The following is a 21,378-nucleotide window of genomic DNA, read 5'->3' as shown; positions in this document are numbered from 1 at the left end:
CGCCGCCATCGGCATTTTCTCAGGCCCGCGTCTCCGGCCCGCTGTTCCTAAATTAATCAAAACTTACGCGACACGCTCAACTTTGCATTACGCCCCACGCCGGTAACGGCTTCGCTCAAGTAGGGCATGTAATTGCGATTGAAAACATTATCAACCGTCAGGCGCACCTCCGTGCCGCGCCACACGCCCTGTCTGCCATTCCACGACGCGAACAAGGTATGCAGCGCATAGCCTTTCGACGGCGGCAGGCGGTACACGCTGCCCACCGGTAGCACGCGCTCCTGCTTCGCCACGAAGCGACCCTGCCAGCCGATGCTGGCACCTAGGTCGGGCAAGCGCCAGCCCAGGCCCGCCATCAGTTTGTCCGGCGCAATCGTCGACACGGGTTCGTCCTGACCCCACGGGTCGCGCTGGGAACCGGTGCGCGTGCCGCGCTGCTTTGACAGCGAGGCGCTGGCAAACAGGCGCGGCGCGTTGTAATAGGATTCGACCTCCACGCCCTGCGTGCGGAAACCGGCCAGGTTGCGGTAGTCGGACAGCGCCGGCGGCACCTTGCCCGATCCCGGCTCGTAGCCTTCGACCAGCACGCCCAGGCGCGGGCCGATATTGTCGCTGACGCGATTGCGGTAGACCGTCAGGCGCAGCTGCACGTCGTCGCGCTGCATGAAGACGTTCTGGCGGTGCAGCATGACGCCCGCGCGTACGGCCGTCACGCGCTCGACGGCCAGGTTGCGGCTGGTGCCCGGCGTCGATGAACCGAGGCGCGGCGACACATAATATTCATTCGAATACATCTCGTCGATGGTCGGCGCGCGCCAAGTGCGGCTCAAGTCGCCGAACAGCGCCATGCTGCTCGATGCCTTCCAGAACAGGCCCAGGCGGGGCGACCAGTCTGCATGTACTTTCTCGCTGAAATCGTGGCCGGCGGCCGGTAACGGGCTGTTGTAGCGCGATGCCTTGTTCGGCACGCCCTCGGAGACGACCCGGTCGTGGCGCAGCGCCGCCGTCAGTGTCAGATCGCCATAGGTCATCGCATCCTGCAGATACAGGCCCGTGGTTTCCTGGCGCCCGGCCGGCATGTAGTAGGGCTGGAAGTAGCCGTAGTTGTAGCTGGGATCCTTCAGCGCCGTCGACGACGGGTAGTACATCAGGGTATCGCGCACGTTCTTGTGCCATTGCAGGCCCGTTTGCAGCACGTGCGACACGGCGCCCGTCGCAAACACGCTCTCATTGCGCACCTCAAAAATGCGGTCCACGTACGAAGCCCAGCTCTCGTTGCCCAGCGAACCCAGGTAGGAACCCAGCGAGGCGGACGGCAGGCGCTTGTCATGCTGGTCCGTGTGCGAATAGCCGGCGCTGGCCGTCAGCTTGATCCATGGATTGTCCTGCGGCGCGTACTGCCACTTCACGGAATACGTATCGTCGTCCTGGTCGCGGTACACGGCCTTGCGCTGCCACGCCTCTTCCAGTCCGTACTTTCTGATCTCCGCCTCGGTCGGCGTGGGCACGTCCTCGCCCATGGCGGCGAACGGGCCCCAGCCCGTGCTGCCGCTCTTCATCGCCGTCAGGGTCAAGAGCTGCTCCGGCGTCAGCCGGATATTCAGCTTGGCCAGGCTCGATGGCGCGTCGATGGCGGAAAAGCGGAATGGCTTGCCATCGGGTTTGCGCAAATCATCGGACTTGCGCTGCGTGGTAAAGGCCATCGCATCGAAGCGGCCATCTTCCGTGCGGCCATACACGGCCACGGTGGCGTCATTTTCCGCATTGTTCGAATGACGCGAATACTTGAGCATGGCGCCCACTTTCTCGCCGCCTTCCAGCAAGTCTTGCGCATCCTTGGTCTCGACCGTGATGACGCCGCCGAAACCGCCATTGCCATACAAGCTCGTATGCGCGCCCTTGTTCACCTCGATCTGCTTGATCAGTTCCGGCTCGATGAAGATGGAGCCCTGGCGGTATTTTTCAAAGCCCTTGGGCACGCCATCGAGGATGACTTTCACATCCTGCACTTTATTAAAACCCCAGATATTGAGGCTCTGACCACTGGGACGGGCCGTGCCGGCCAGGTCCACGCCGGGCAAGGTGTCGAGCAAGGACGCGACATTGTCGGCCTGCTGGCGCTCGATGTCGGCGCTGTTGATGTACGAGCGCCCGGCCGTGCCGGCGCTGATGGCGTCGCCAAACACGCTGATGGCAGGCATCTGCACGGCGTCAGCCTTCTCGGCCTTGTCGGCCATCGCTGCCGCCCACGCATGGCCGTGCGCGCCACCGAATGCCAGCGCCAGTGCGGCGGCCAGCGGGGTCCATCCTTGTTTGCTGCTGCTCTTCATCGCTATCCTTGCCTGGGTTTGCCTGTTACTCGATGTTGCTGGAGTGAAAATGCTGGGCAGAGGACAGGCGGTGCACGATCAAGCGGCGGCGTTGATGGAAGCGTTGCGGTTGAACTCTGCCCGCGCGGACACGCCGCCGGCGCATGGCCGGCAGCGCACTGCAGTCACCGGCATAAGTTGCCTTGGTGAAATGCGGAATACATCATATATTGGATGCGAATGATTCGCAATACGATTTAATGCGTTTTATTCCGGATAGCCGGTGATGTCGGCGATCTCGCGGTACAGGGGCTGCAGCCGCGCATACATTTTCTGGTACACGCGCCGGTACAGCTGCTCGTAGATTTTGCGGTGCTCGGGATGCGGATGGAATACCTTGCCCTTGCGCGTCATCGCTTGCACGGCGGCGGGAAAGTCCGCATGCCAGCCCAGGCCCACGGCTGCGGCGATGGCCGCGCCCAGGCCCGAACTTTCATACACGTGGGCGCGCGCGGCGGGCAAGCCGAAGATGTCGGCCGTCAGCTGCATGGCCGCGTCGCTTTGCGAGCCGCCGCCCGCGATGCGCAGCTCCGTAATCGCCATGCCGCTGCGCCGCTCGATGCGCTCCTTGCCTTCGCGCAGCGCATACGCGAGTCCTTCGAGGATGGCGCGGTACATATGCGCGCGCGTGTGCACGTCGCCAAAACCGATCATGGCGCCCTTCGCTTCCGGACCCGGCACCTTGATGCCCGGGCTCCAGTACGGCTGCAGCATCAAGCCCATGGAGCCGGGCGGCACGGCATCGACCAGGCGGTCGAACAGCGCTTCGGCGGACAAGCCCGTGCCGTCTTCGGCCGCCGCCGCCCGTTCGCGGTCGCCGAACTGCTCCTTGAACCAGTTGACCATCCAGTAACCGCGAAAAATCTGCACTTCCGTGCTGTAGGCGCCCGGCATGGCGGCCGGATACGGCGGAATGAAGCGCGTCACCTCCACGTACTTGCGGTTGGTCGTGTTGATGGTGGCCGTGGTGCCGTAGCTCAGGCACGCCACATGCGGTTCGACGCAGCCCGCGCCCAGCACCTCGCACGCCTTGTCGGCGGCCGCCGCCAGCAAGGGCGTGCCCTCAAGAATGCCCGTCGCCGCCGCAGCAGCAGCCGTGATGGCGCCCATGCGCGTGCCCGGCGTCACCAGCTCGGGCAGCATGGAGCGCCGGATCGCCAGTGCCTGCCACTTCCAGTCGAAGCGCCCGGCCCAGGCGTGGCGCTTGTAGTCGAACGGGATATACGCCACTTGCGAGCCGGTCGAATCGATATACTTTCCGCACAGGCGGTGGTTCAGGAAGCCCGACAGCAGCAGGAATTTATGCGTGCGGCGCCAGATATCGGGCTGGTGCGCGCTGATCCAGTTGATTTCGGCCTCGCGGCGGAAGTAGGCGATCGTGCCATCGAGGCGCATGGCGCGAAAGGCGGCGCGCCACCACGGCGCCAGTGGCGGAATGTCGCGCGTGCTGCGCTGGTCCAGCCAGGTGATGGCCGGGCGCAGGGGGACGCCATGTTCGTCCACATTGACCACCGTGCCGCGCTGCGTGGTCACGGCCACGCCGGCCACCGAGGACTTGGCTATGTCCGTGCTGCGCCACAGCTGCTGGCACGCTGCGCACACGGCTTGCCAGTAACCGTCGGCGTCATGCTCGGCCCAGCCGGGGTGCTCGGAATAATACGCTTCGAGGAACACTTGCGCCTTGGCCGCCAGGTTGCCATCGCTGTCGAACAGCAGCGCGCGCACGCTTTGCGTGCCATTGTCGATGGAGAGGATATACGGGCCATTGCCCGCTGCGCAGGCCATCGCTTATGCCACGCTGGCCAGCGCGGCGCGCAGCGCGGCCAGCAGCGCCTGCGGATCTTTTTCCGGCTGCGCGCTGAACACGGGCGCTTCCCAGTCCTGCCCGCGCACGGCCACCACGCGCAAGCGTCCCTGTTCGTTCCAGGCCGGATACCAGCCCACGTCGACGATGTCGCCATTCGCGCAGGTGATTTGCAGCAGGTCTTCGCCCAGATCGTCGACGAGAACCTCCACGCTCTGGCGCAGGTCCAGCGGCGACAGGCTGTCATAGGTGATGCGGGCGTCGCCCAGCGCCAGGGGCTGGCCAAACAGAGTGGTGTCGATGATGCTCTCCTCTTTGATATTTTTATCGTTGTTTTTATCGTTGTTTTTATCGTTGCTTCACTCGCCTTGCGGCACGCTGTAATGGCGGCGCCACAGGGCCAGGTAGCGCGCCTGCTCGTCATCCCAGCGCGCATCGTCCCAGCCCAGTGCATGCTGGCAGATGGCGCGCAGGCGCGGCATGATAGCAAGCGCGCCGCCGGCCAGCTGCAAACCGAGGCGCGTGCGCCGCAACAGCAGGTCGTCCAGGTGCTGCACGTCCTCGTTGCGCGCGCCCCAGCGCAGCTGGGCCCACAGCGTCTGCGTGCCGGGAACCGGCGCCAGTTCGCCCGCGTGCGCCGCATCGCACAGCGCCTGCGCTTGCGCGCCATGGCGGCCCAGCAGGCGCGCGCGCTGTTCGCCATCGAGCAGCAAGGCCTTGCCCGACAGGGGCGGCGTGGCGTCGAAAATCGGCAAGGGGCGCAAATCCGCCTGCCAGCCCGGCAGCAGTGGCGCGGCGCGGCGCAATGCGTCGAGGGCGATCACGCGGAACGTCGTCAGCTTGCCGCCCGCCACCGTCAGCAAGCCATGTTCCAGCCATAGCGCATGGTCGCGCGCTTCCTTCGACGGGTCAAGCTGGCCGCTGTCGATGACCGGACGCACGCCGGCAAACGTGGCCAGCACATCGTCTTCGCCCAGCGCCAGCTGCGGGAACTGCCAGCGCAGCGCCGTCATCAGATAATCGAGTTCGCCGCGCGTGATGGCAGGCTCCAGATCCAGGCTGGCGCCGTGGTCGACATCGGTGGTGCCCACCAGAGTCACGCCCTCCCACGGATACGCAAACACGGGACGGCCATCGTGCGGATGCATCAGGCTGACGGCTTGCGCCAGCGGCAGGCGCCAGGCCGGCAGCAGCAGATGGCTGCCGCGCAGGGGCCGCAGTTTCGGCTGCTCTCCCACCTGGCCGCGCAAGCCATCGGCCCAGGCGCCCGTGGCGCTGATCACCAGGCGCGCGCGCACCGTCTGCTGACCGCCGCCGACGCCATCGTTCAAGGTGGCACCGACGACCTTGCCATCTTCACGCAGCAGCGCATCCACGCCCAGGTAATTGACGGCCACGCCGCCATGGCGGCGCGCTTCCTGCAGCACGCGCAGCACCAGGCGCGCGTCGTCCGTCTTGGCGTCCTGGTACAGCATGCCGCCCCGCAGCCCATCGCGGTTGACATGTGGCGCCAGCATGGCAAAGTCGGCCGCATCGACATAGCGGCGCGCGCGCCGGCCCGCCATCACGTCATAGATGGCCAGGCCCAGCATGAACTGGCGCCGCCCCGGTTTCCTGCCCGTGTAGTCGCCAAAGGCAAAGCCCTGCGGCTCGACCAGCCCCGCCGCATCCGTCAGCAAGGCTTGCCGCTCATGCACCGATTCGCGCGTCAGCGCGAACTGGCCCTGCTTGAGATAGCGCAAGCCGCCGTGCACCAGCTTCGAGGAACGGCTCGACGTGCCCCAGGCGAAATCGCGCTGTTCCACCAGCAGCGCCTTCAAGCCGCGCCGCGCTGCTTCCAGCAGGATGCCGGCGCCCGTGATGCCGCCGCCGACGATCAAGATGTCCCAGTCGCGCGCCAGCACGCCAGGCAACTGCGCCCGGTTCACAATGGGCCTTCGACGTCAGGCAGCAGTTTTCCGGGGTTCATCATGCCCTGCGGGTCGACCTGGCGGAACAGCGCGCGCATGGCGGCGATGCCCAATTCTCCCTTTTCGGCGGCCAGCCACGGCGCGTGATCCGTGCCCACGCCATGCTGGTGGCTGATGGTGCCGCCGTTGGCGACGATGGCGGCGCAGGCCGCGTCTTTCAGGCTGCGCCAGCGCGCCATGTTGTCTTCATACGTGGGCGCCAGCCGGTACACATACGTGGTGTAGACGCTGGCGCCCTGCGCATACACGTGCGACAGATGCGTATACGCATGCACCTGCTCGCCGTGCGCGGCCAGCGCATTGCTGCCCGCCTGCTCCAGCGCCGCCATCATGGGCGTCACGCGGGGCCAGTCGACGGCCGTTTCCACCGTGTCGATGACATAGCCGTGCTCCCAGGCGCCATTGCGCAGGTAGACGTTGCGAAATCTCCCCTGCTTCCACTTGTCGCCCATGTGGCGTCCCACGTGCACGCCCTTGTGGCGCCGCGCCAGCGCCAGCGCGCCGCGCAGGGCCGCGCGTGCCGGTTTCGCTTCGCCGCTGACACCCAGCATCAGCATGCACTTGCCTTGCGCGCAGCCGCGCAGGGACAGGTAGCGCTCCAGCAGTCCCACCAGTTTCTTGTGTCCCGCCAGGGTCAACATGGTTTGCGTTTCAACCGCGTTCGACAGGCGCAACATGCACAGGGGCAGGCGCGACTGGGCCAGCGCCCGCACGGCCGCCTGTGCCTGTCCCCAATCGGCGAAAAACACGGCGTGGAACGCTTCGTAGGGCGGCAGCGGCGAGATGCGCACCGTGGCCTGCGTCAGGATGCCCAGCCGCCCCTCGGAACCGAGCACCATTTCGCGCAGGTCGATGCCGGCCGCCGAAGCGGGAAACGTGGGAATCGTCAGGGTGCCGGACGGCGTTTCCACCTCGCCGCCCGCGAACAGCTGCTCGATGCGGCCATAGCGCAGCGATTGCTGGCCCGACGAGCGCGTGGCGATCCAGCCGCCCAGGGTGGAATATTCGAACGACTGCGGATAGTGGCCCAGGGTATAGCCATGCGCGCGCAGCTGCGCTTCCAGGTCGGGACCGTAGACGCCCGCGCCAAACGTGGCCAGCTGCGCTTCGCGGTCCAGGTGGCCCAGCGCAGACAAACGCCGCAGGCTCAGCGCCAGCACGGGGCGCGACCCCGCCGCCACCGTCAGGTGCCCGGCCACGCTGGTGCCGCCACCGTGCGGTATCACGGCCACGCCGGCCTGGCGCGCGTAGTCGAGCAGCTGGCGTACCTGCAGTGGGCTGTCGGGAAACGCCACGCCATCGGGAACAACACCGATGCGGCCGTGGCGCAATTTGAACCAGTCGGGCAGGCTTTGACCGAGCGCATGGCGCACGCGCGTGGCAGGCAGGGTATCGATCAGCGGATGCGGCGCCAGGCGCGACGCGCTCACTTGCGAGCAAGCCTCGTCCAATGTGGCATCGAGCATGCCGCTGCCCGGCCCCAGGCGCTCGCCCAGGAATGCCAGCGCCTCCTCGCTCAGCGCGTACGTGACGCTCTCGTCCCCCCAGCCATTCCAGCGTTGCATTGACATCCCCTGTGTTGGGCCAGTTGCGCGCCACGGCGGCTTGCTATACTGTCCTTGCCTTATTTTCTTGCCAGATCAATAGCATATGCCGCCACACACGAAGGGTATTGGTTTTTCATGACAATCGCATTGTTCCATCATGACAAGTACTGACGGCCGTGTCGCCGGCGCCTATCTGCTGCCGCTGCTCGAAGCGGCCGGCGCGCACGGCATCCCCGCTGACACCCTGGCACAGGCGGCCGGCGTGCCGCCGCACAGCCTGGAAGCATCGGCGACCAGCCTGGCCGCGCGCGACTACGTGCGCCTGCTCGATGCGGCCGCACAGCTGGCGGGCGACGCGCATTTCGGCCTGCACGTGGGCCAGCGCGTACGCATGGGCACGTACAGCGCCTACGGCTTGATACTGCTCAGTTGCAGCAACGTGGGGCAGGCGCTGGAGCAGACGGCCCGCTACGAGCGGCTGGCGCACGACCTGGGCCGCTCGACCCTGCAGCGCGACGGCGCCGTCGCGCATTACCGCTGGGCCAGCAATTACCCGGGCGCCAGCCGGCACCTGGTCGACAGCGTCTTTGCCGGTGTCAAGGTGTGCGGCGACTGGCTGGCGGGCATGCCGCTGCCGCCGGCCCGGCTGGCGTTTACCCACGATGGCGGCGGCGAGCTGCTGCGCCACGCCACGCACCGCGACGAATACGTGCGCGTGCTGGGCAGCCTGCCCGCATTCAACGCCCCCGCCAACACAGCCACCTTCGACGCGCAATTGCTGGACTGGCCCGTGCCAAACGCGGACGTCAGCCTGTACCCCGTGCTGTGCCAGCATGCGGAACAGTTGCTGGCGCAGCGCCAGGCCGAAACGGGAAGCGGCGCCGGCATCGAGGCGCACGTGCACGCGGCCATCGTCGCGGGCTTGCGCCAGGGTTCGGCGCGGCTGGCCAGCGTTGCCGCCACCCTGGCCGTCACGCCGCGCACCTTGCAGCGCAAGCTGGCCGACGCTGGCACCAGCTTCCAGGCCCTGCTGGACCAGGCCCGCTACGGCCTGGCGCGCGATTATTTGCGCGCGCCGGATTTGTCGCTGGTCGACATCGCCTTTCTGCTCGGCTACCAGGAACAAAGCGCGTTCAACCACGCGTTCCGCGTCTGGGCGGGCACCAATCCCGGCGCCTGGCGCCTGCAGCAATTACAGGAGAAGCTAGCCGGTTGACAGGCGTGCGCGGGTCATGCCTGACGCGTTTTCTGGCTATACTGGCATAGTCTGACTTCCCACGATCACTCCAACCCGCAATGCAAAGGATTAATATGCAACTCAAAGACAAAGTCGCACTGATTACCGGCGCCGCCAGTGGTATCGGCAAGGAAATGGCCATTGAATACGCGAAACAAGGCGCCAAGGTCGTCATCGCCGACCTGGTCCTGGAAGCGGCCAGCAAGACGGCCGAGGAAATCAAGCAGTCAGGTGGCCAGGCGTTTGCCGTCGCCATGGATGTCTCCAGCGAAACGCAGGTCGACCAGGGCGTGGCCGATGCCGTGGCCCACTTCGGCGGCATCGATATCCTGATCAGCAACGCGGGCATCCAGATCATCAGCCCCGTCGTCGACTACCCGTTCGAGCAATGGAAAAAGATGCTGGCCATCCACATGGACGGCGCCTTTCTCACCACGCGCGCCTGCATGCGCGAAATGATCAAGGCCGGCCGCGGCGGCGCCATCATCTACATGGGTTCCGTGCATTCGCACGAAGGCTCGCCGTTCAAGAGCGCCTACGTGGCCGCCAAGCACGGCCTGCTGGGCCTGGCCAAGGTGGTGGCCAAGGAAGGCGCCAAGGACGGCATCCGCGCCAACGTCATCTGCCCCGGCTTCGTGCGCACGCCGCTGGTCGACAAGCAAATCCCCGAGCAGGCGGCCCAGCTGAACATCAGCGAAGAAGACGTGATCAAGAAAGTGATGCTGAAAGACACCATCGACGGCGAATTCACCACCACGCAAGACGTGGCGCAAACGGCCGTCTTCCTGGCGGCGTTCCCGTCGACGGCACTGAGCGGCCAGTCCATCGTCGTGAGCCACGGCTGGCACATGCAATAAGACGTAGCGTCTCCGGCAGGCGGCGCCGTCCGCCTGCATCACCGCACTCGAAAGACTTCCCAATTGCAAGACAACACCTATCGTCACCCGCGCGCGGGCTGGCCGGGGCGCCTGTTTGCCGCGCTCGCCAATTGCACGCGTTTCGCCAGCGTGCGCCAGGCTGTCATGGCGCGCCTGCCTTTCCTGACCCTGCACAGCGACGTGCGCGACGTCGTGTACGTGAGCTGGCTGGTCGACGCCGCTGCCGCGCAACAATTAGTGCCCGCAGGTGTGGCCTTGTGGCAGCGCGACGGCAAGACACCGTTCACCGTGCTGACCTACCGCCACGGGCATTTCGGTCCGGCCCTTCCGGGTCCGTTACGCAAGCTGCTGCCGTCGCCCCTGCAAAGCAACTGGCGTTTGTATCTGGACCACACGCCGCCGGGCGCGCCCGCCGTGCCCTGCGTGTATTTTCTGAAAAACATCATGGACAGCTTGCCGCATGCGCTGGGCACGCGGCTGTTCAGCGACATCTTGCCGACCCACCTGGCCGCCACCATGACGCTGGAGGTCAGCGCCACGCAAGCGCGCTGCAGCATCGCGCCCGGCGCCGGCAGCGCACCCGCGCTCGAGGTGCAGGCGGACATCACGGCGAAGCATGGTCTCGATGCCGATTGGCAGCAGCTGTTCGGCAACTGGCGCGACGCCGTCGCCTTCCTCGCTTGCCAGGATGCGGCCATCGCGCACGTGCCGCGCAACGGCAAGCTGGTCTTCGGCGAAATCGAACTGCCCGTTGATGTGGATCAAGTGCAAGCACTGACCGCCTGGCGTGCCGACTGCGGCTTGCTGAGGCAGTTGCCGCCCGTGTCCAGGCCGTTTGCCTTTCTCGTACCCGAGGTTGCCTTCAAGGCGCTGTCAGAGCGCCTGCTGTAGCGCGGCGCTCCGGCGCGCGCAGTGGCGTGGCCTGGCTGCGCCGCCGTTCCAGCTTGAACAAGGCCATCGCCTGCTCCAGCTGCATGGTCTGGTCTTGCAGCGACGCCGAGGCGGCCGCCGATTCCTCCACCAGCGCCGCGTTCTGCTGCGTCACTTCATCCATCTGCGTGACGGCCATGTTGACCTGGCCGATGCCGTGGCTCTGTTCGCGCGAGGCCGAGGCGATCTCCGCCATGATGCCGTGCACGCCCTGCACGGCGCCCAGCATTTCGGCGCTGCTGGCGCCCGCCTGCTGCGCCAGCTTGGCGCCCGCCTGCACCTGCGCCAAAGACGCCGTGATCAATTGCTTGATTTCCGTGGCGGCCGCCGCGCTGCGATGGGCCAGGCTGCGCACTTCGCCCGCCACGACGGCGAATCCCCGCCCCTGATCGCCCGCGCGCGCCGCTTCCACTGCCGCGTTCAGGGCCAGGATATTGGTCTGGAAGGCAATGCCTTCGATGATGCCCGTAATGTCGCCGATCTTCTTTGACGAGGCGTCAATGTCCGCCATCATCGTCACCATCTGGCCGACGATTTCACCGCCGCGCCCGGCCAGACCGTGCACCTTGCCCGCCATGTCGCTCGCTTGCACGGCGTTGCCGCTGTTTTGCTGCACCGTGGCGGCCAGCTCTTCCATGCTCGACGCCGTCTGCTGCAGGGCCGACGCCTGCGCTTCCGTGCGGCCCGACAAGTCCATATTGCCGGCGGCGATTTCCTGGCTGGCCATGCTGATGCGCAGGAAATTGCCGCGCACGTCGCCGACGATGGAATGCAAGTTCACGCGCAACTGGCGCAAGGAACGCAGCAGCTGCCCCATCTCGTCGCGCCGCGTGGTGTCGAGTTCGCCCGTCAGGTCGCCACCGGCCATCACGTCGCAGGCCTGGCGCGCCCGCTGCAGCGGTTGCAGCACGGCGCGGTGCAAGCTGTGCCAGAAATACAGCGTCGCGCACAAGGCCAGCACGGACAGGCCCGTCAGCCAGCCACCCGCACTGGCCGGCAGCACGCCCGTATTCCAGGCCAGTTGCAGCAGAAATACCAGGCTCAGCAAGCCCAAATTCCAGCCGATGCGTTTGCCCAGCGGCAGGTCGCGCAAGCTCGCCAGCCTGGCCAGCCAGCCCGTGCGCACGGCCGCGCCCTGGCTGAGGGCGATGCCATCGGCCTGCCCTGCCTTGATGCGCGCGTACAGGGCCGACGCCTGCGCCACTTGCTGACGCGTCGGTTTGGTGCGCACGGACATGTAGCCGACAGCGACGCCGTCTTCCACCACCGGCGTCACGTTTGCCAGCACCCAATAGTAATCACCATCCTTGCAGCGGTTTTTCACCATGCCGCTCCACGAACGCCCGGAGCGGATGGTGGCCCAGAAATCGGCGAAGGCTTCGACCGGCATGTCCGGATGCCGCAGGATGTTTTGCGGCGCACCGATCAATTCTTCCGCACTGTAGCCGCTGACGGCGATGAAATACGGGTTCGCATACGTGATATTGCCTTGCAAGTCGGTAGTCGAGACGATGGTCTCGGTATCGCTCAGAGTGATCTCGGTATCGTTGACGGGAAGATTGATTCGCATGGTCACATCCTCAGTGGTAGCCCGTAAGGTAACGGGTGTGCGGACAAGGAACGGTCGCCAGACAGGAAAACAGACGCGGCACTGGCATCATTATTTTAATATTTTATTATTAATAAAATATACTTTATTCCTGGCGTGGCTGCCGCTATGCCACAGCAGCTTCGCCGACCCAGTAACGGTCGACGTCCAGCAAGCCCCACTGGGCCGCGCTTTCCGTGGAAATAATGCGCTCTTGACAACCCGGCGCCGCCAGGTCGATGACGCAGGGTGCGATACACGTGCCGGCGCGGATGGAAAAAAATACGCGGACCGTGGGCGAGGTCAGCGCCTTGCCCGCCGCCTGCCCCACCACCACGGCCAGGCGTTCCGATTGCAGCCGCACCAGGGTGCCCAGCGGATAAATGCCCAGGCATTTGACGAAGGCGGCAAACAGTGTCGCGTCCAGATGCCCGCCGCGCCAGGCCGCCATGCGGCGCAGCGACTCGGCCGGGCACCAGCCCTGCTTGTACGGCCGGTTCGAGGTAATCGCGTCGTATACGTCGCAGATGGCGCCCATGCGCGCATACAGGCTGATTTCCTCGCCGCACAAGCCTTTGGGATAACCGCTGCCATCGAGTTTTTCATGGTGGTGCAGACACACGTCCAGCGCCACCGGATCGATCTCGTCCACCTCGAGCAGCATGCGATGGCCGGCCGCCGGATGGGCACGCACGGAGGAAAACTCCGCGTCGCTCAGGCTGCCAGGCTTGTTCAGGATGGCCGACGGCACGGCCATCTTGCCGATATCGTGCAGCAAGCCCGCCAGGCCGGCCGAGCGCACCTGCTCCGGTGCCAGTTCCAGCTCCCTGGCCAGCGCCGTCATCAGCGCACACACGGCCACCGAGTGCATATATGTATAGTTGTCGGCCGTTTTCAGGCGCGCCAGGCCCAGCAGCACGCCGCCGCCGCGCAGCACCGAGGAGGCGATGTCATCGACCAGCTCGTAGGCCTGCCCCACGGCCAAGGCCTTGCCCATGCGCGCTTCGTCAAACATCGTCTGCACGGCCTGGCGCGTACGCTCGAGCAGGCGCCGGGCGTGCGCCATTTCCGCCTCGCGCGACAGGGCAGGCGCCACATGCGCAACGGCGACGGAGACGGCCTGCGCTTCAGCTTCGGTGCAGACTGTGCCGGCTGCGGCAACGGGCGGCGCGGCAACAGGTTCAGGCGGCGCCAGTCCGCGCGCCGTGTCGATCCACACTTCATTCAGGCGGGCCACCCGGATACGCTCCATGTCAGCCGGCGATTCGAGCAAAAAGGAACGCTTCCAGAACGGGTTCTCCAGCCAGGAGCGGCCGAGGCGCTCGACATACATTCCCAACATGAGTTCGCTACTTGTTATTTTTTTCAGCACGACGGTTCTCCACCCATTCAGATCGCGGCATTTACTTGCCCAGTCTCAATATCATACGCCGAAAATAATGATTAAACCGAATAAATTAGTTTATATGGCAGAATCACAACAATTGCAGCAATAATCACCAATTCTATCGTTTTAATTGGAAATAAATGATTAATCAATAAATATATCAATTAATCCATATTGGTTTCGTGGAATTGCAAGCATCCTGCCGAGCAGGGAGGCGCATGCCTGCCGGCGGCCTCATGGGCCACCACACGGGCATGCTGTGCAGGAAAGGAAACGCGTGCGCCAGCGCCAGACGTCGCGAAAAGACGCTGGCGCCGTGCAGGGAGAAGTATCAGGCGGATGCGCGAGCGGCGTGGCCGCCGGCGGCCGGCGGCTGGCGGTCTAGCGCGGCACGTAGCGCCAGTTGCCGCTGTCGAGCATGAAGGTCAGTTCCGTCTTGATGCCATCCGGACGGCTCGGCACGCTCAACTCCGTGTCGCACACGAGGTAGCCCGTCTTGCGCTTGACGTCGCACTCGTTGACGGCCTTGACCTGCATGGTGCTCTGCGCTTCCTGCATCTGCACGTCCTTGGCCGCCTCCGGATTGCGCGCCACTTCGTCCTTGGCCCAGGCGCGTATCATCGCTTGCGCCTCGGCCGGCGACGGTCCCGCGAACCTGGCGTTCTTGCGTTCGACGCCGACCCAGGTATCGCCCTCTTTACGCAGGGGCAATACATTAAAACCGTCGCGCATGCCGGCGCTCATGGCCACCAGGCACACCACTTCGCCTGGCACTTCCAGCGAATCCTGGCAACCCTGCAGGCTGGTGACCTTGACAGCGAACGGCATGGCTGACTGCGTCTTGGCTTGTGTCCTGGCCACGCCCGCCTGCACGGCGGCGTGGATTTGTTCGAGTGTCGGCATGGTAGCGGCATGGGCCGGCAAGGCGGCAAACAGGGCGGCGGCGGTCAGGGCAAGGGAAGTCAGGCGCATGGGTATCGAGAGTAGTGAGCTAAGGCCGGCAGTCTAGCACTTTGCATAAAAACAGCTGTTTCTCTAGAGACATTTATCCAGCGTCGGACGCAAGAAAGGCGCCGCCCGCATCCGCCTGCCCGCGCAGGCGCAGGCCAATGGCGCGCAGCATCTCGACCAGCTCGCGCAGGCGCAAGCCCTCGTGCGTCAGTTGGTACTCGACCTTGACGGGCACTTCCGCGTAGATCGTGCGCGTCAGAAAGCCCGCCTCTTCCAGCGCGCGCAAATCCAGGGTCAGCATGCGCTGCGAGATATTCGGCACGGCGCGGCGGATTTCGCTGAAACGCTTCGGCCCCGCCATCAGATAGCTGAGCAACACCACTCTCCAGCGCCCGCCCAGCAGTCGCATGGCTTCTTCCACGGCGCAGCCGGAGACATTGTCTTTCATGGTTCGCTTCCCACCTGGTATAAAAAATGTACCTATACCACATTATTCTGCCTTCTTCCAAATAGTAACCATACCCCTTAGACTGCCCTTCCCTCATCCAATTGGAGCTCCAGCATGGAAACCACCCTGATCTATAGCGTGCCGTTCGGCTGCTCGTTTGCCGCCATCGCCGCCCTCGAATGGAGCGGCTTGCCGTATCGCCTGGCTCGCGTGGAAGCACGCGACCCGGCCAGCAAGCAGCATCCCGCCTTTCTCGCCATCAATCCGCTGAGCCAGACGCCGGCCCTGCTCACGCACGCGGGCGCGCCGTTGCTGGAAAGCATGGCGATCCTGCTGCACCTGGCCGCCCGCGCACCGCACAAAGGCCTCGGTTTTGCGCAGGGCACGCCCGTCTACGACCGCCTGAACAGCGTACTGTCCTTTCTGCACACGACGTTTCACGCCGCCTTCATGCCCGCCTTCCAGGCGTCGCGTGCGGCGCCGGACGATGCGCGCGCGGCTATCTGGCGCGAGATGGCCATCGAGAAGGTCAACAAAAGCCTGGCGCACCTGGAGCGCCTGCTCGCTAGCCGCGCCTGGCTCGCTTCGGAGACGGCACCGTGCATCGCCGACGCCTACCTGGCCGCCACGGCGCGCTGGGCCGAACCGCTGCAGCTAGCCAGCCTGGCCGATTATCCGCACGTTGCGCGCGTGCTGGCCGCGCTGGAACAAGACTCCGGCATCCGCTTTGCCCACGCCATCGAAGACGGCTTGCCGGCCACCAGCCAGGGCGGCTTCCTGGGCCACGTGGCACTCGACCAACTGGCACTGCCAGCCGGCTAACCGGCGGTCAACTCCCGCAGCAAGCGCATCTTTATTGCTATGATGTCGGGCTGCCGGCGGTACAGCCGGCCACGTCAATACCATATCGATAACGTCGTCATAAGAATCGGGAGTTTGAATGAGTTTACGTCTGCTGCTCTTGGGAGCATTCAGTGCCGCCATGGCCACCACCGCCGCCGTGCCGGCATTGGCCGCGCCGCGCGGTTTCACCGTCGAAGACATGGTCGCCATGGAACGCGTAGGCAGCCCCGTGCTGTCGCCGGACGCCACGCGCGTTGTCTACACGGTGCGCACGACCAACCTGGACAAAAACCGCGGCAACACGCAGCTGTGGATGATCGACCTGCGCGCGCCGAACGCGGCGCCACGCCAGCTCACGCGTGGCGATGCCAGCGCCAGCGACCCGCAATGGTCGCCGAACGGCGACGCCATCTACTTCCTCTCCGGCCGCTCCGGCTCCTCGCAAGTGTGGCAGCTGCCCCTGAATGGCGGCGAAGCGGCCAAGGTCACCGACCTGGCGCTGGATGTCGACACCTACCGCCTGTCGCCGCAGGGCGACCGCCTGGCCTTCAGCATGGGCGTCTTCCTCGATTGCGCCGATATCGCCTGCACGAAAAAGCGCCTCGATGAAAAAGCCAAGAACAAGGCGACCGGCATGGTCTACGAGCAGATGTTCGTGCGCCACTGGGATTCCTGGGCCGATGGCCGCCGCAACGCGCTGTACTCGGCGCCGATCGACGCCAGCGGCAAGGTCAGCGCCGCACCCGTGAGCCTGAGCGGCACCCTCGATGGCGACGCGCCATCGAAGCCGTTCGGCGACAACGGCGAATATCACTTCAGCCCGGACGGCAAGACGGTGGCCTTCTCCGTGCGCGTGGCCGGCCGCACGGAAGCGTGGTCGACCAACTTCGACGTCTACACGATTCCGGCCGCCGGCGGCCAGGCGCCGCGCAACCTCACGGCCGACAATCCGGCCTGGGATGCGAAAGCCACGTATTCGCCCGATGGCCGCACCTTGGCGTATGTCGCCATGACCAAGCCTGGCTTCGAAGCGGACCGTTTCCACCTGGTGCTGATGGATGTCGCCACCGGCAAGAAGCGCACCGTGGCCGACGACTGGGACCGTTCCGTGGCCGACTTCCGCTGGACGCCGGACGGCAAGGCCTTCCTGGTCTCCGCCGATGACGTGGGCCAGCACCGTTTGTTCCACATCGACGCGGCCAGCGGCAAGGTCGCTGCGCTGACGGGCAAGGGCGCCGTGGGCGACTTCGACGTGCGCGGCAACACCATCGTGCTGGCGCAAGCGAACCTGGCCTCGGGCGCGCAGCTGTACACGCGCAAACTCGACGCCAAGTCGGAAACCGCGCCGCTGGTGCAGCTGACGAAACAGAACGCGGCAGCGCTGGCCGACGTGCGTTTCGGCGAATATGAACAGTTCTCGTTCGCCGGCGCGAATGGCGAGACCGTCTACGGTCACGTGATGAAGCCATGGAATGCCAAGGCCGGTGAAAAGTATCCGGTCGCCTTCCTCGTCCACGGCGGCCCGCAAGGCAGCTTTGGCAACAGCTGGAGCTACCGCTGGAATCCGCAAGTGTATGCCGGCGCCGGCTACGCCACCGTCTTCATCGACTTCCACGGCTCCACCGGCTATGGCCAGAAGTTCACGGATTCCATCAGCGGCGACTGGGGCGGCAAGCCGCTGCTCGACTTGCAGAAGGGCCTGGAAGCGGCCACCAAAAAATTCCCATGGCTGGACCGCGAGCGCAGCTGCGCGCTGGGCGCGTCGTACGGCGGCTACATGATGAACTGGATCGCCGGTAACTGGCCGGACGGCTTCAAGTGCCTGGTCAACCACGACGGCGTGTTCGACAACCGCGGCATGGCTTACGCGACGGAAGAACTGTGGTTCATGGAATGGGAAAATGGCGGCACCTACTACGACGCGCCGGCCAGGCACGAGCAGTTCAATCCCGTGAACTTCGTGAAGAACTGGAAGACGCCGATGCTGGTGGTCCAGGGCGACCTGGACTTCCGCATCCCCACCGCGCAAGGCCTGGGCACCTTCACGGCGCTGCAGCGCCGTGGCATCCCGAGCAAGCTGCTGGTCTTCCCGGACGAGAACCACTGGGTGCTGAAGCCAGCCAATTCGCTGCTGTGGCATCACACGGTGCTCGATTGGTTGAATACCTATACCAAGAAGTAACGGGGGAGTGTCGGATTACGGCCTTCGGCCTAATCCGAACTACCCTCGATTTCCACAATAAAAAGCCGCAGGGTGCATCCAGCACCGCGCGGCTTTTTGTTTTGTAGGTCGGATTAGCGGCGCGCAGCGCCGCGTAATCCGACATCACCACCGCGCTCGTTCAATAGCTATTAAGCGCCTTGGCGAACTTCACGATCCACAAGCGGCTAGGACGCTCGCGGTCGTCGCCGCGCGCCACACGGATGGTGTTGGCGGCATTGCAGCCGGCCGCGCTGCTGGTGACGATGGTACCGTTGGCATCGACCGTGCACTTGGTCACGTCGGCATCCGCCACTTCCACGCCATTCGCGTCGAAGATCTTGGTTTTCAGGCCGAAGTCATTGTCGTTGGCCAGCGCGATGGTGGAGTCGTCGATCAGGGTCAGGCCTTCGGCTTTTTCCGCCGCCCAGCCGATGGCGTTCAAGTCCAGCAGCAGGGTTTTCTTCAGGGGCGTGACGGCGGCCCAGTCGGCGCCATTGACGGGGGCGCCGCCCATGCTGCTCTTTTCCAGGTCCGAGGTCGTCGCGTTGAAGGCGGCGGCCGCAATGTCCGTGGCGCCCTTCAGTTCGACCAGCATCAATTTGTTGAAGACCTTGCCCGATGGCGCGGCACCCTGCTCGATGACGAGGAACTTGCCGCCGCCCAGTGCCACCATGTCGCCCAGCTTGGCGTTGCCCGTGCGGCCATCCTGGTAGTCGGCCGCGTTCAGCGGATACGCGTACATCTTGCCGCTGCTGCCCGTCGTCGGGTCGAATTCGATCCAGCGCGTGAAGCGGGCGAAGCGCTCGACCTGCTCATTCTTCTTCGTCACCGTGTATGGCGCCGTGCCGTCGGACAGAGGGCTTTGCAGGAAGGCGTACAGCTTGTCATTGCTCGTATCTAAGGTCATGCCTTCCATGCCGCGGTTCGCGCGGCGCTTGGCGAACAGCGCCGGCAAGCCCTTGCCCGGCTCGTACTTGGCCTGGATGATGCCCGTGGTGGCATCGATCTTGACGATGAACGGGCCGTACTCGTCCGAGACCCACAGCGCATTGCGCTTGGCATCGACGACGATGGCTTCCGAATCGAGGCCGCCCGCATTGAAGACGGCCTTGCCGGCAGCATCGAACTTCATCGCATCCATGACGGGAATCTCGGCCGAATTGCCCACTGCACCGACGGGCACGGGCAAGCCCGAGCTGTTGACGGCGGCCGATACCTTGATCGGCGTGCTCGAACCCAGCACGGCGCCGCTCTTGCCCACCGTGATGACGCCGAACGAAGGCGTAAAGCTCGGCGACGGGAAGATCTTGCTGCCGATCGTGCCCTTGCCCGATGGATCGGGCAGCAGCGGGCCGTCGCCGTTCGGGCCGCGGTCCGTCAAGCCATAGAATTCCAGGTCGCCCGCCGCGTTCTTGCCTTTATACGCCAGGCCCGAGCCGTAGGACGGCAAAAAGCCGTTCGGGAATTCGCCCTTGATCTTCGCGTTCGCGCCTTCGTACGGCACGTAGAATTTATCCGCCGCCTGGATCTGGTAGCGCGTTACGGTGACTTTCACTTCGCCCAGGGGATTGGCCTGCGTCAGCGCTTCATTGACGGGCGCGCCCGCTTTCGAGGCGAGCGTGTCTTCGAAATGCTCGCGCGCCAGCGCGCGGCGCTCGGCATCGACCGTGCGGCCGGCGAATTTCCCGCCCACCGCTGCCAGATGCGCGGCCAGCGCCGTGTTGAACACGGCCGGAGCGACGGCAAAGTCCAGCGTCTTGCCGGCCAGCGCCGCCTTCACTTCGGCCGTCAGCTTGATGCCGTTCGACGGATCGCTGTCGTCATCGAGCAGTTGCAGCGCCAGCAGGCGATTGACGACCTTGTCGTCCGCCACATTCGTGCTGGCGGCCAGCGCCAGCGGCGTGACGACGGCGCCGCATGGCGCCGAACCCAGGGCCAGGCCGCCCACGCTGAAGGCCACGGTGTCGCCCGGGTTGCACATGAACTCACCCTTGGCATTGGTGCTGGCCTTGGCCGCGCTGCCGGCCACGTAGTCGAGCCCTTCCACCGCGCCGTCGAGGAACACGCCCGTCTGCGCCACGGGCTTCGAAGGCTCCGCTGGCGTATTATCGCTGCCGCCGCAGGCGGCCAGGCACAGGCTGGCGGCGATGGCCAGCAGGGTCAGTTTCGGGGTCGACGTTACAGCAGCGTTCATGCATTCCTCGGCTAAAGTGGGATGGAAGCCGTGGAGAGTAACTGGGCAAAGTGACAAGCCCGTGACAGCCATCAAGCCCGTGGCGTATCCGCAACAGGCCCGCCGATGCCGCCAAAGCGCCCATCGGCCTGACGCCGGAATTCCTTCGGCGTGACGCCCTTCACCTGCAAAAAGCGGCGGTTGAAATTGGCCACGTTCTGGAAACCCACGTCGTAGCAGACGTTCGAGACGTATTGATCCGTGTCCATCAGCAGCTGGCAGGCCTTGTTGATGCGCAACCGGCTGAGGAAATCGGTAAAACTGTTGCCCGTCGCCTTGCGGAAGAAGCGCGAGAATTTACTCAGCGACATGCCCACCTGCTCGGCCAGCATTTCCGCCGAAATCGGCTCGCGGTAATTGTCCGTAATGTAGTTAAGGACGGCGTTCACCTTGGCCAGGGTAGCGTCATCGTCGTAGGAACGCAGTGAAGCGCTCGACAGCAGCCGGTAATTGGCCGTGCGCGCCAGCTTGCTCATCAGTTGCACGAATGCGGCGAAGCGCTCGGCGCCATGCGTGGCGCGGATGCGCGCCAGGTGCTGCTCGGCCTCGTGGCCCATGTCGAAAAACTCCACGCCATAACTGGAGCGCTCGAGCAGCGGCAGCAGCTCGCGCAGTTCGGGGATGACGCGCGCGGCGCCGGCCAGCGGCGCGTGGGCGAATTGCACGATCATGTCGCGCAAGGCCACGCCCCCTTCCGGCACCACGTTGGAAATCCAGTTGTGCGGCAGGCGCGGGCCCGTCAGCACCAGGTGGCCGGGCGAGAATTCGCCGATATAGTCGCCCACGAACAATCGCCCGCTGGTGGCGACGATCAGGTGCAACTCGTATTCTTCGTGGCAGTGCCAGCGCACGCGCGAGCTGGGATAGCCGTGTTCCAGGTAATTGATGATGCCATCGTAGCTTTCGCGCTCCAGTTCGGGCGCCTTGCGCTCGCTGTCCTTGTGCCACAGGTATTCCATGCTTGTCTCTCCCAGGCGGCTCCCGCCCGTG

At 65.1% G+C, this 21,378-nt stretch carries 16 protein-coding genes; 5 read left to right on the top strand and 11 right to left on the bottom strand.

What is annotated here, in order from left to right:
• Positions 1-56: 56 nt before the first annotated feature.
• The 5 genes from ACP7DW_RS27395 to ACP7DW_RS27375 form a co-directional block, all read right to left on the bottom strand.
• On the bottom strand, positions 57-2,330 hold the full coding sequence (locus tag ACP7DW_RS27395) for a TonB-dependent hemoglobin/transferrin/lactoferrin family receptor (protein ID WP_426057585.1): 2,274 nt from the start codon (positions 2,328-2,330) through the stop codon (positions 57-59).
• Between the two features lie 246 nt (positions 2,331-2,576).
• On the bottom strand, positions 2,577-4,154 hold the full coding sequence (locus ACP7DW_RS27390; RefSeq protein WP_426057586.1) for an FGGY-family carbohydrate kinase: 1,578 nt from the start codon (positions 4,152-4,154) through the stop codon (positions 2,577-2,579).
• Between the two features lie 3 nt (positions 4,155-4,157).
• On the bottom strand, positions 4,158-4,385 hold the full coding sequence (locus ACP7DW_RS27385; RefSeq protein WP_071078277.1) for a hypothetical protein: 228 nt from the start codon (positions 4,383-4,385) through the stop codon (positions 4,158-4,160).
• 147 nt (positions 4,386-4,532) lie between these two features.
• Positions 4,533-6,101 carry a glycerol-3-phosphate dehydrogenase/oxidase gene (locus ACP7DW_RS27380; protein ID WP_426057587.1) on the bottom strand — a complete coding sequence of 523 codons (1,569 nt, stop codon included), beginning with the start codon at positions 6,099-6,101 and terminating at the stop codon, positions 4,533-4,535.
• On the bottom strand, positions 6,098-7,708 hold the full coding sequence (locus ACP7DW_RS27375; RefSeq protein WP_426057588.1) for an FAD-binding oxidoreductase: 1,611 nt from the start codon (positions 7,706-7,708) through the stop codon (positions 6,098-6,100). The genes ACP7DW_RS27380 and ACP7DW_RS27375 overlap by 4 nt, the downstream gene beginning before the upstream one ends.
• Before the next feature lie 139 nt (positions 7,709-7,847).
• Between ACP7DW_RS27375 and ACP7DW_RS27370 the strand changes: the two genes are divergently transcribed.
• The 3 genes from ACP7DW_RS27370 to ACP7DW_RS27360 all read left to right on the top strand — a co-directional run bounded on the left by ACP7DW_RS27370 (position 7,848) and on the right by ACP7DW_RS27360 (position 10,696).
• On the top strand, positions 7,848-8,906 hold the full coding sequence (locus tag ACP7DW_RS27370; RefSeq protein ID WP_426057589.1) for an AraC family transcriptional regulator: 1,059 nt from the start codon (positions 7,848-7,850) through the stop codon (positions 8,904-8,906).
• 95 nt (positions 8,907-9,001) lie between these two features.
• On the top strand, positions 9,002-9,784 hold the full coding sequence (locus ACP7DW_RS27365) for a 3-hydroxybutyrate dehydrogenase (RefSeq protein ID WP_298404474.1): 783 nt from the start codon (positions 9,002-9,004) through the stop codon (positions 9,782-9,784).
• A 63-nt stretch (positions 9,785-9,847) separates the two neighbouring features.
• Positions 9,848-10,696 (top strand): DUF2071 domain-containing protein, encoded by an 849-nt coding sequence (locus ACP7DW_RS27360; protein ID WP_426057590.1) that lies wholly within the window; start codon positions 9,848-9,850, stop codon positions 10,694-10,696.
• Here the strand turns inward: ACP7DW_RS27360 and ACP7DW_RS27355 are convergent.
• From ACP7DW_RS27355 to ACP7DW_RS27340, 4 genes are all read right to left on the bottom strand, one after another.
• Positions 10,668-12,305, bottom strand: coding sequence for a methyl-accepting chemotaxis protein (locus ACP7DW_RS27355; protein WP_426057591.1), 1,638 nt, complete (start codon positions 12,303-12,305; stop codon positions 10,668-10,670). The two genes, ACP7DW_RS27360 and ACP7DW_RS27355, sit on opposite strands and share 29 nt — an antisense overlap.
• Before the next feature lie 145 nt (positions 12,306-12,450).
• Entirely contained in the window at positions 12,451-13,695 is a 1,245-nt protein-coding gene (locus tag ACP7DW_RS27350; RefSeq protein ID WP_426057592.1) for an HD-GYP domain-containing protein, read from the bottom strand.
• A gap of 396 nt (positions 13,696-14,091) precedes the next feature.
• On the bottom strand, positions 14,092-14,682 hold the full coding sequence (locus ACP7DW_RS27345; protein WP_426057593.1) for a hypothetical protein: 591 nt from the start codon (positions 14,680-14,682) through the stop codon (positions 14,092-14,094).
• Between the two features lie 73 nt (positions 14,683-14,755).
• Complete coding sequence (locus ACP7DW_RS27340) at positions 14,756-15,109, bottom strand: winged helix-turn-helix transcriptional regulator (RefSeq protein ID WP_426057594.1); 354 nt, start codon at positions 15,107-15,109, stop codon at positions 14,756-14,758.
• Positions 15,110-15,223: 114 nt separating this feature from the next.
• On the opposite strand from ACP7DW_RS27340, the gene ACP7DW_RS27335 reads away from it, so the two are divergent.
• Both ACP7DW_RS27335 and ACP7DW_RS27330 read left to right on the top strand, forming a co-directional pair.
• The gene (locus ACP7DW_RS27335) at positions 15,224-15,931 is read left to right on the top strand and encodes a glutathione S-transferase family protein (protein WP_426057595.1); all 708 of its coding nucleotides are present in this window, start codon (positions 15,224-15,226) and stop codon (positions 15,929-15,931) included.
• Between the two features lie 118 nt (positions 15,932-16,049).
• A complete protein-coding gene (locus ACP7DW_RS27330; protein ID WP_426057596.1) occupies positions 16,050-18,134 on the top strand; it encodes a prolyl oligopeptidase family serine peptidase in 2,085 nt (694 codons plus the stop codon).
• Between the two features lie 160 nt (positions 18,135-18,294).
• On the opposite strand, the gene ACP7DW_RS27325 is transcribed toward ACP7DW_RS27330, so the two are convergent.
• Positions 18,295-20,349, bottom strand: coding sequence for an esterase-like activity of phytase family protein (locus tag ACP7DW_RS27325; RefSeq protein WP_426057597.1), 2,055 nt, complete (start codon positions 20,347-20,349; stop codon positions 18,295-18,297).
• 71 nt (positions 20,350-20,420) lie between these two features.
• Positions 20,421-21,347: an AraC family transcriptional regulator gene (locus ACP7DW_RS27320; RefSeq protein WP_298404458.1), complete on the bottom strand. Its 927-nt coding sequence runs from the start codon at positions 21,345-21,347 to the stop codon at positions 20,421-20,423.
• Positions 21,348-21,378 lie beyond the last annotated feature (31 nt).

The sequence above is a fragment of the Janthinobacterium sp. PSRC1-1 genome, assembly GCF_049897525.1.
Taxonomy (GTDB): domain Bacteria; phylum Pseudomonadota; class Gammaproteobacteria; order Burkholderiales; family Burkholderiaceae_D; genus Janthinobacterium; species Janthinobacterium tructae.
Note: the sequence above shows the minus strand (reverse complement) of the source record. Positions and strands in the feature narration are given on the sequence as shown.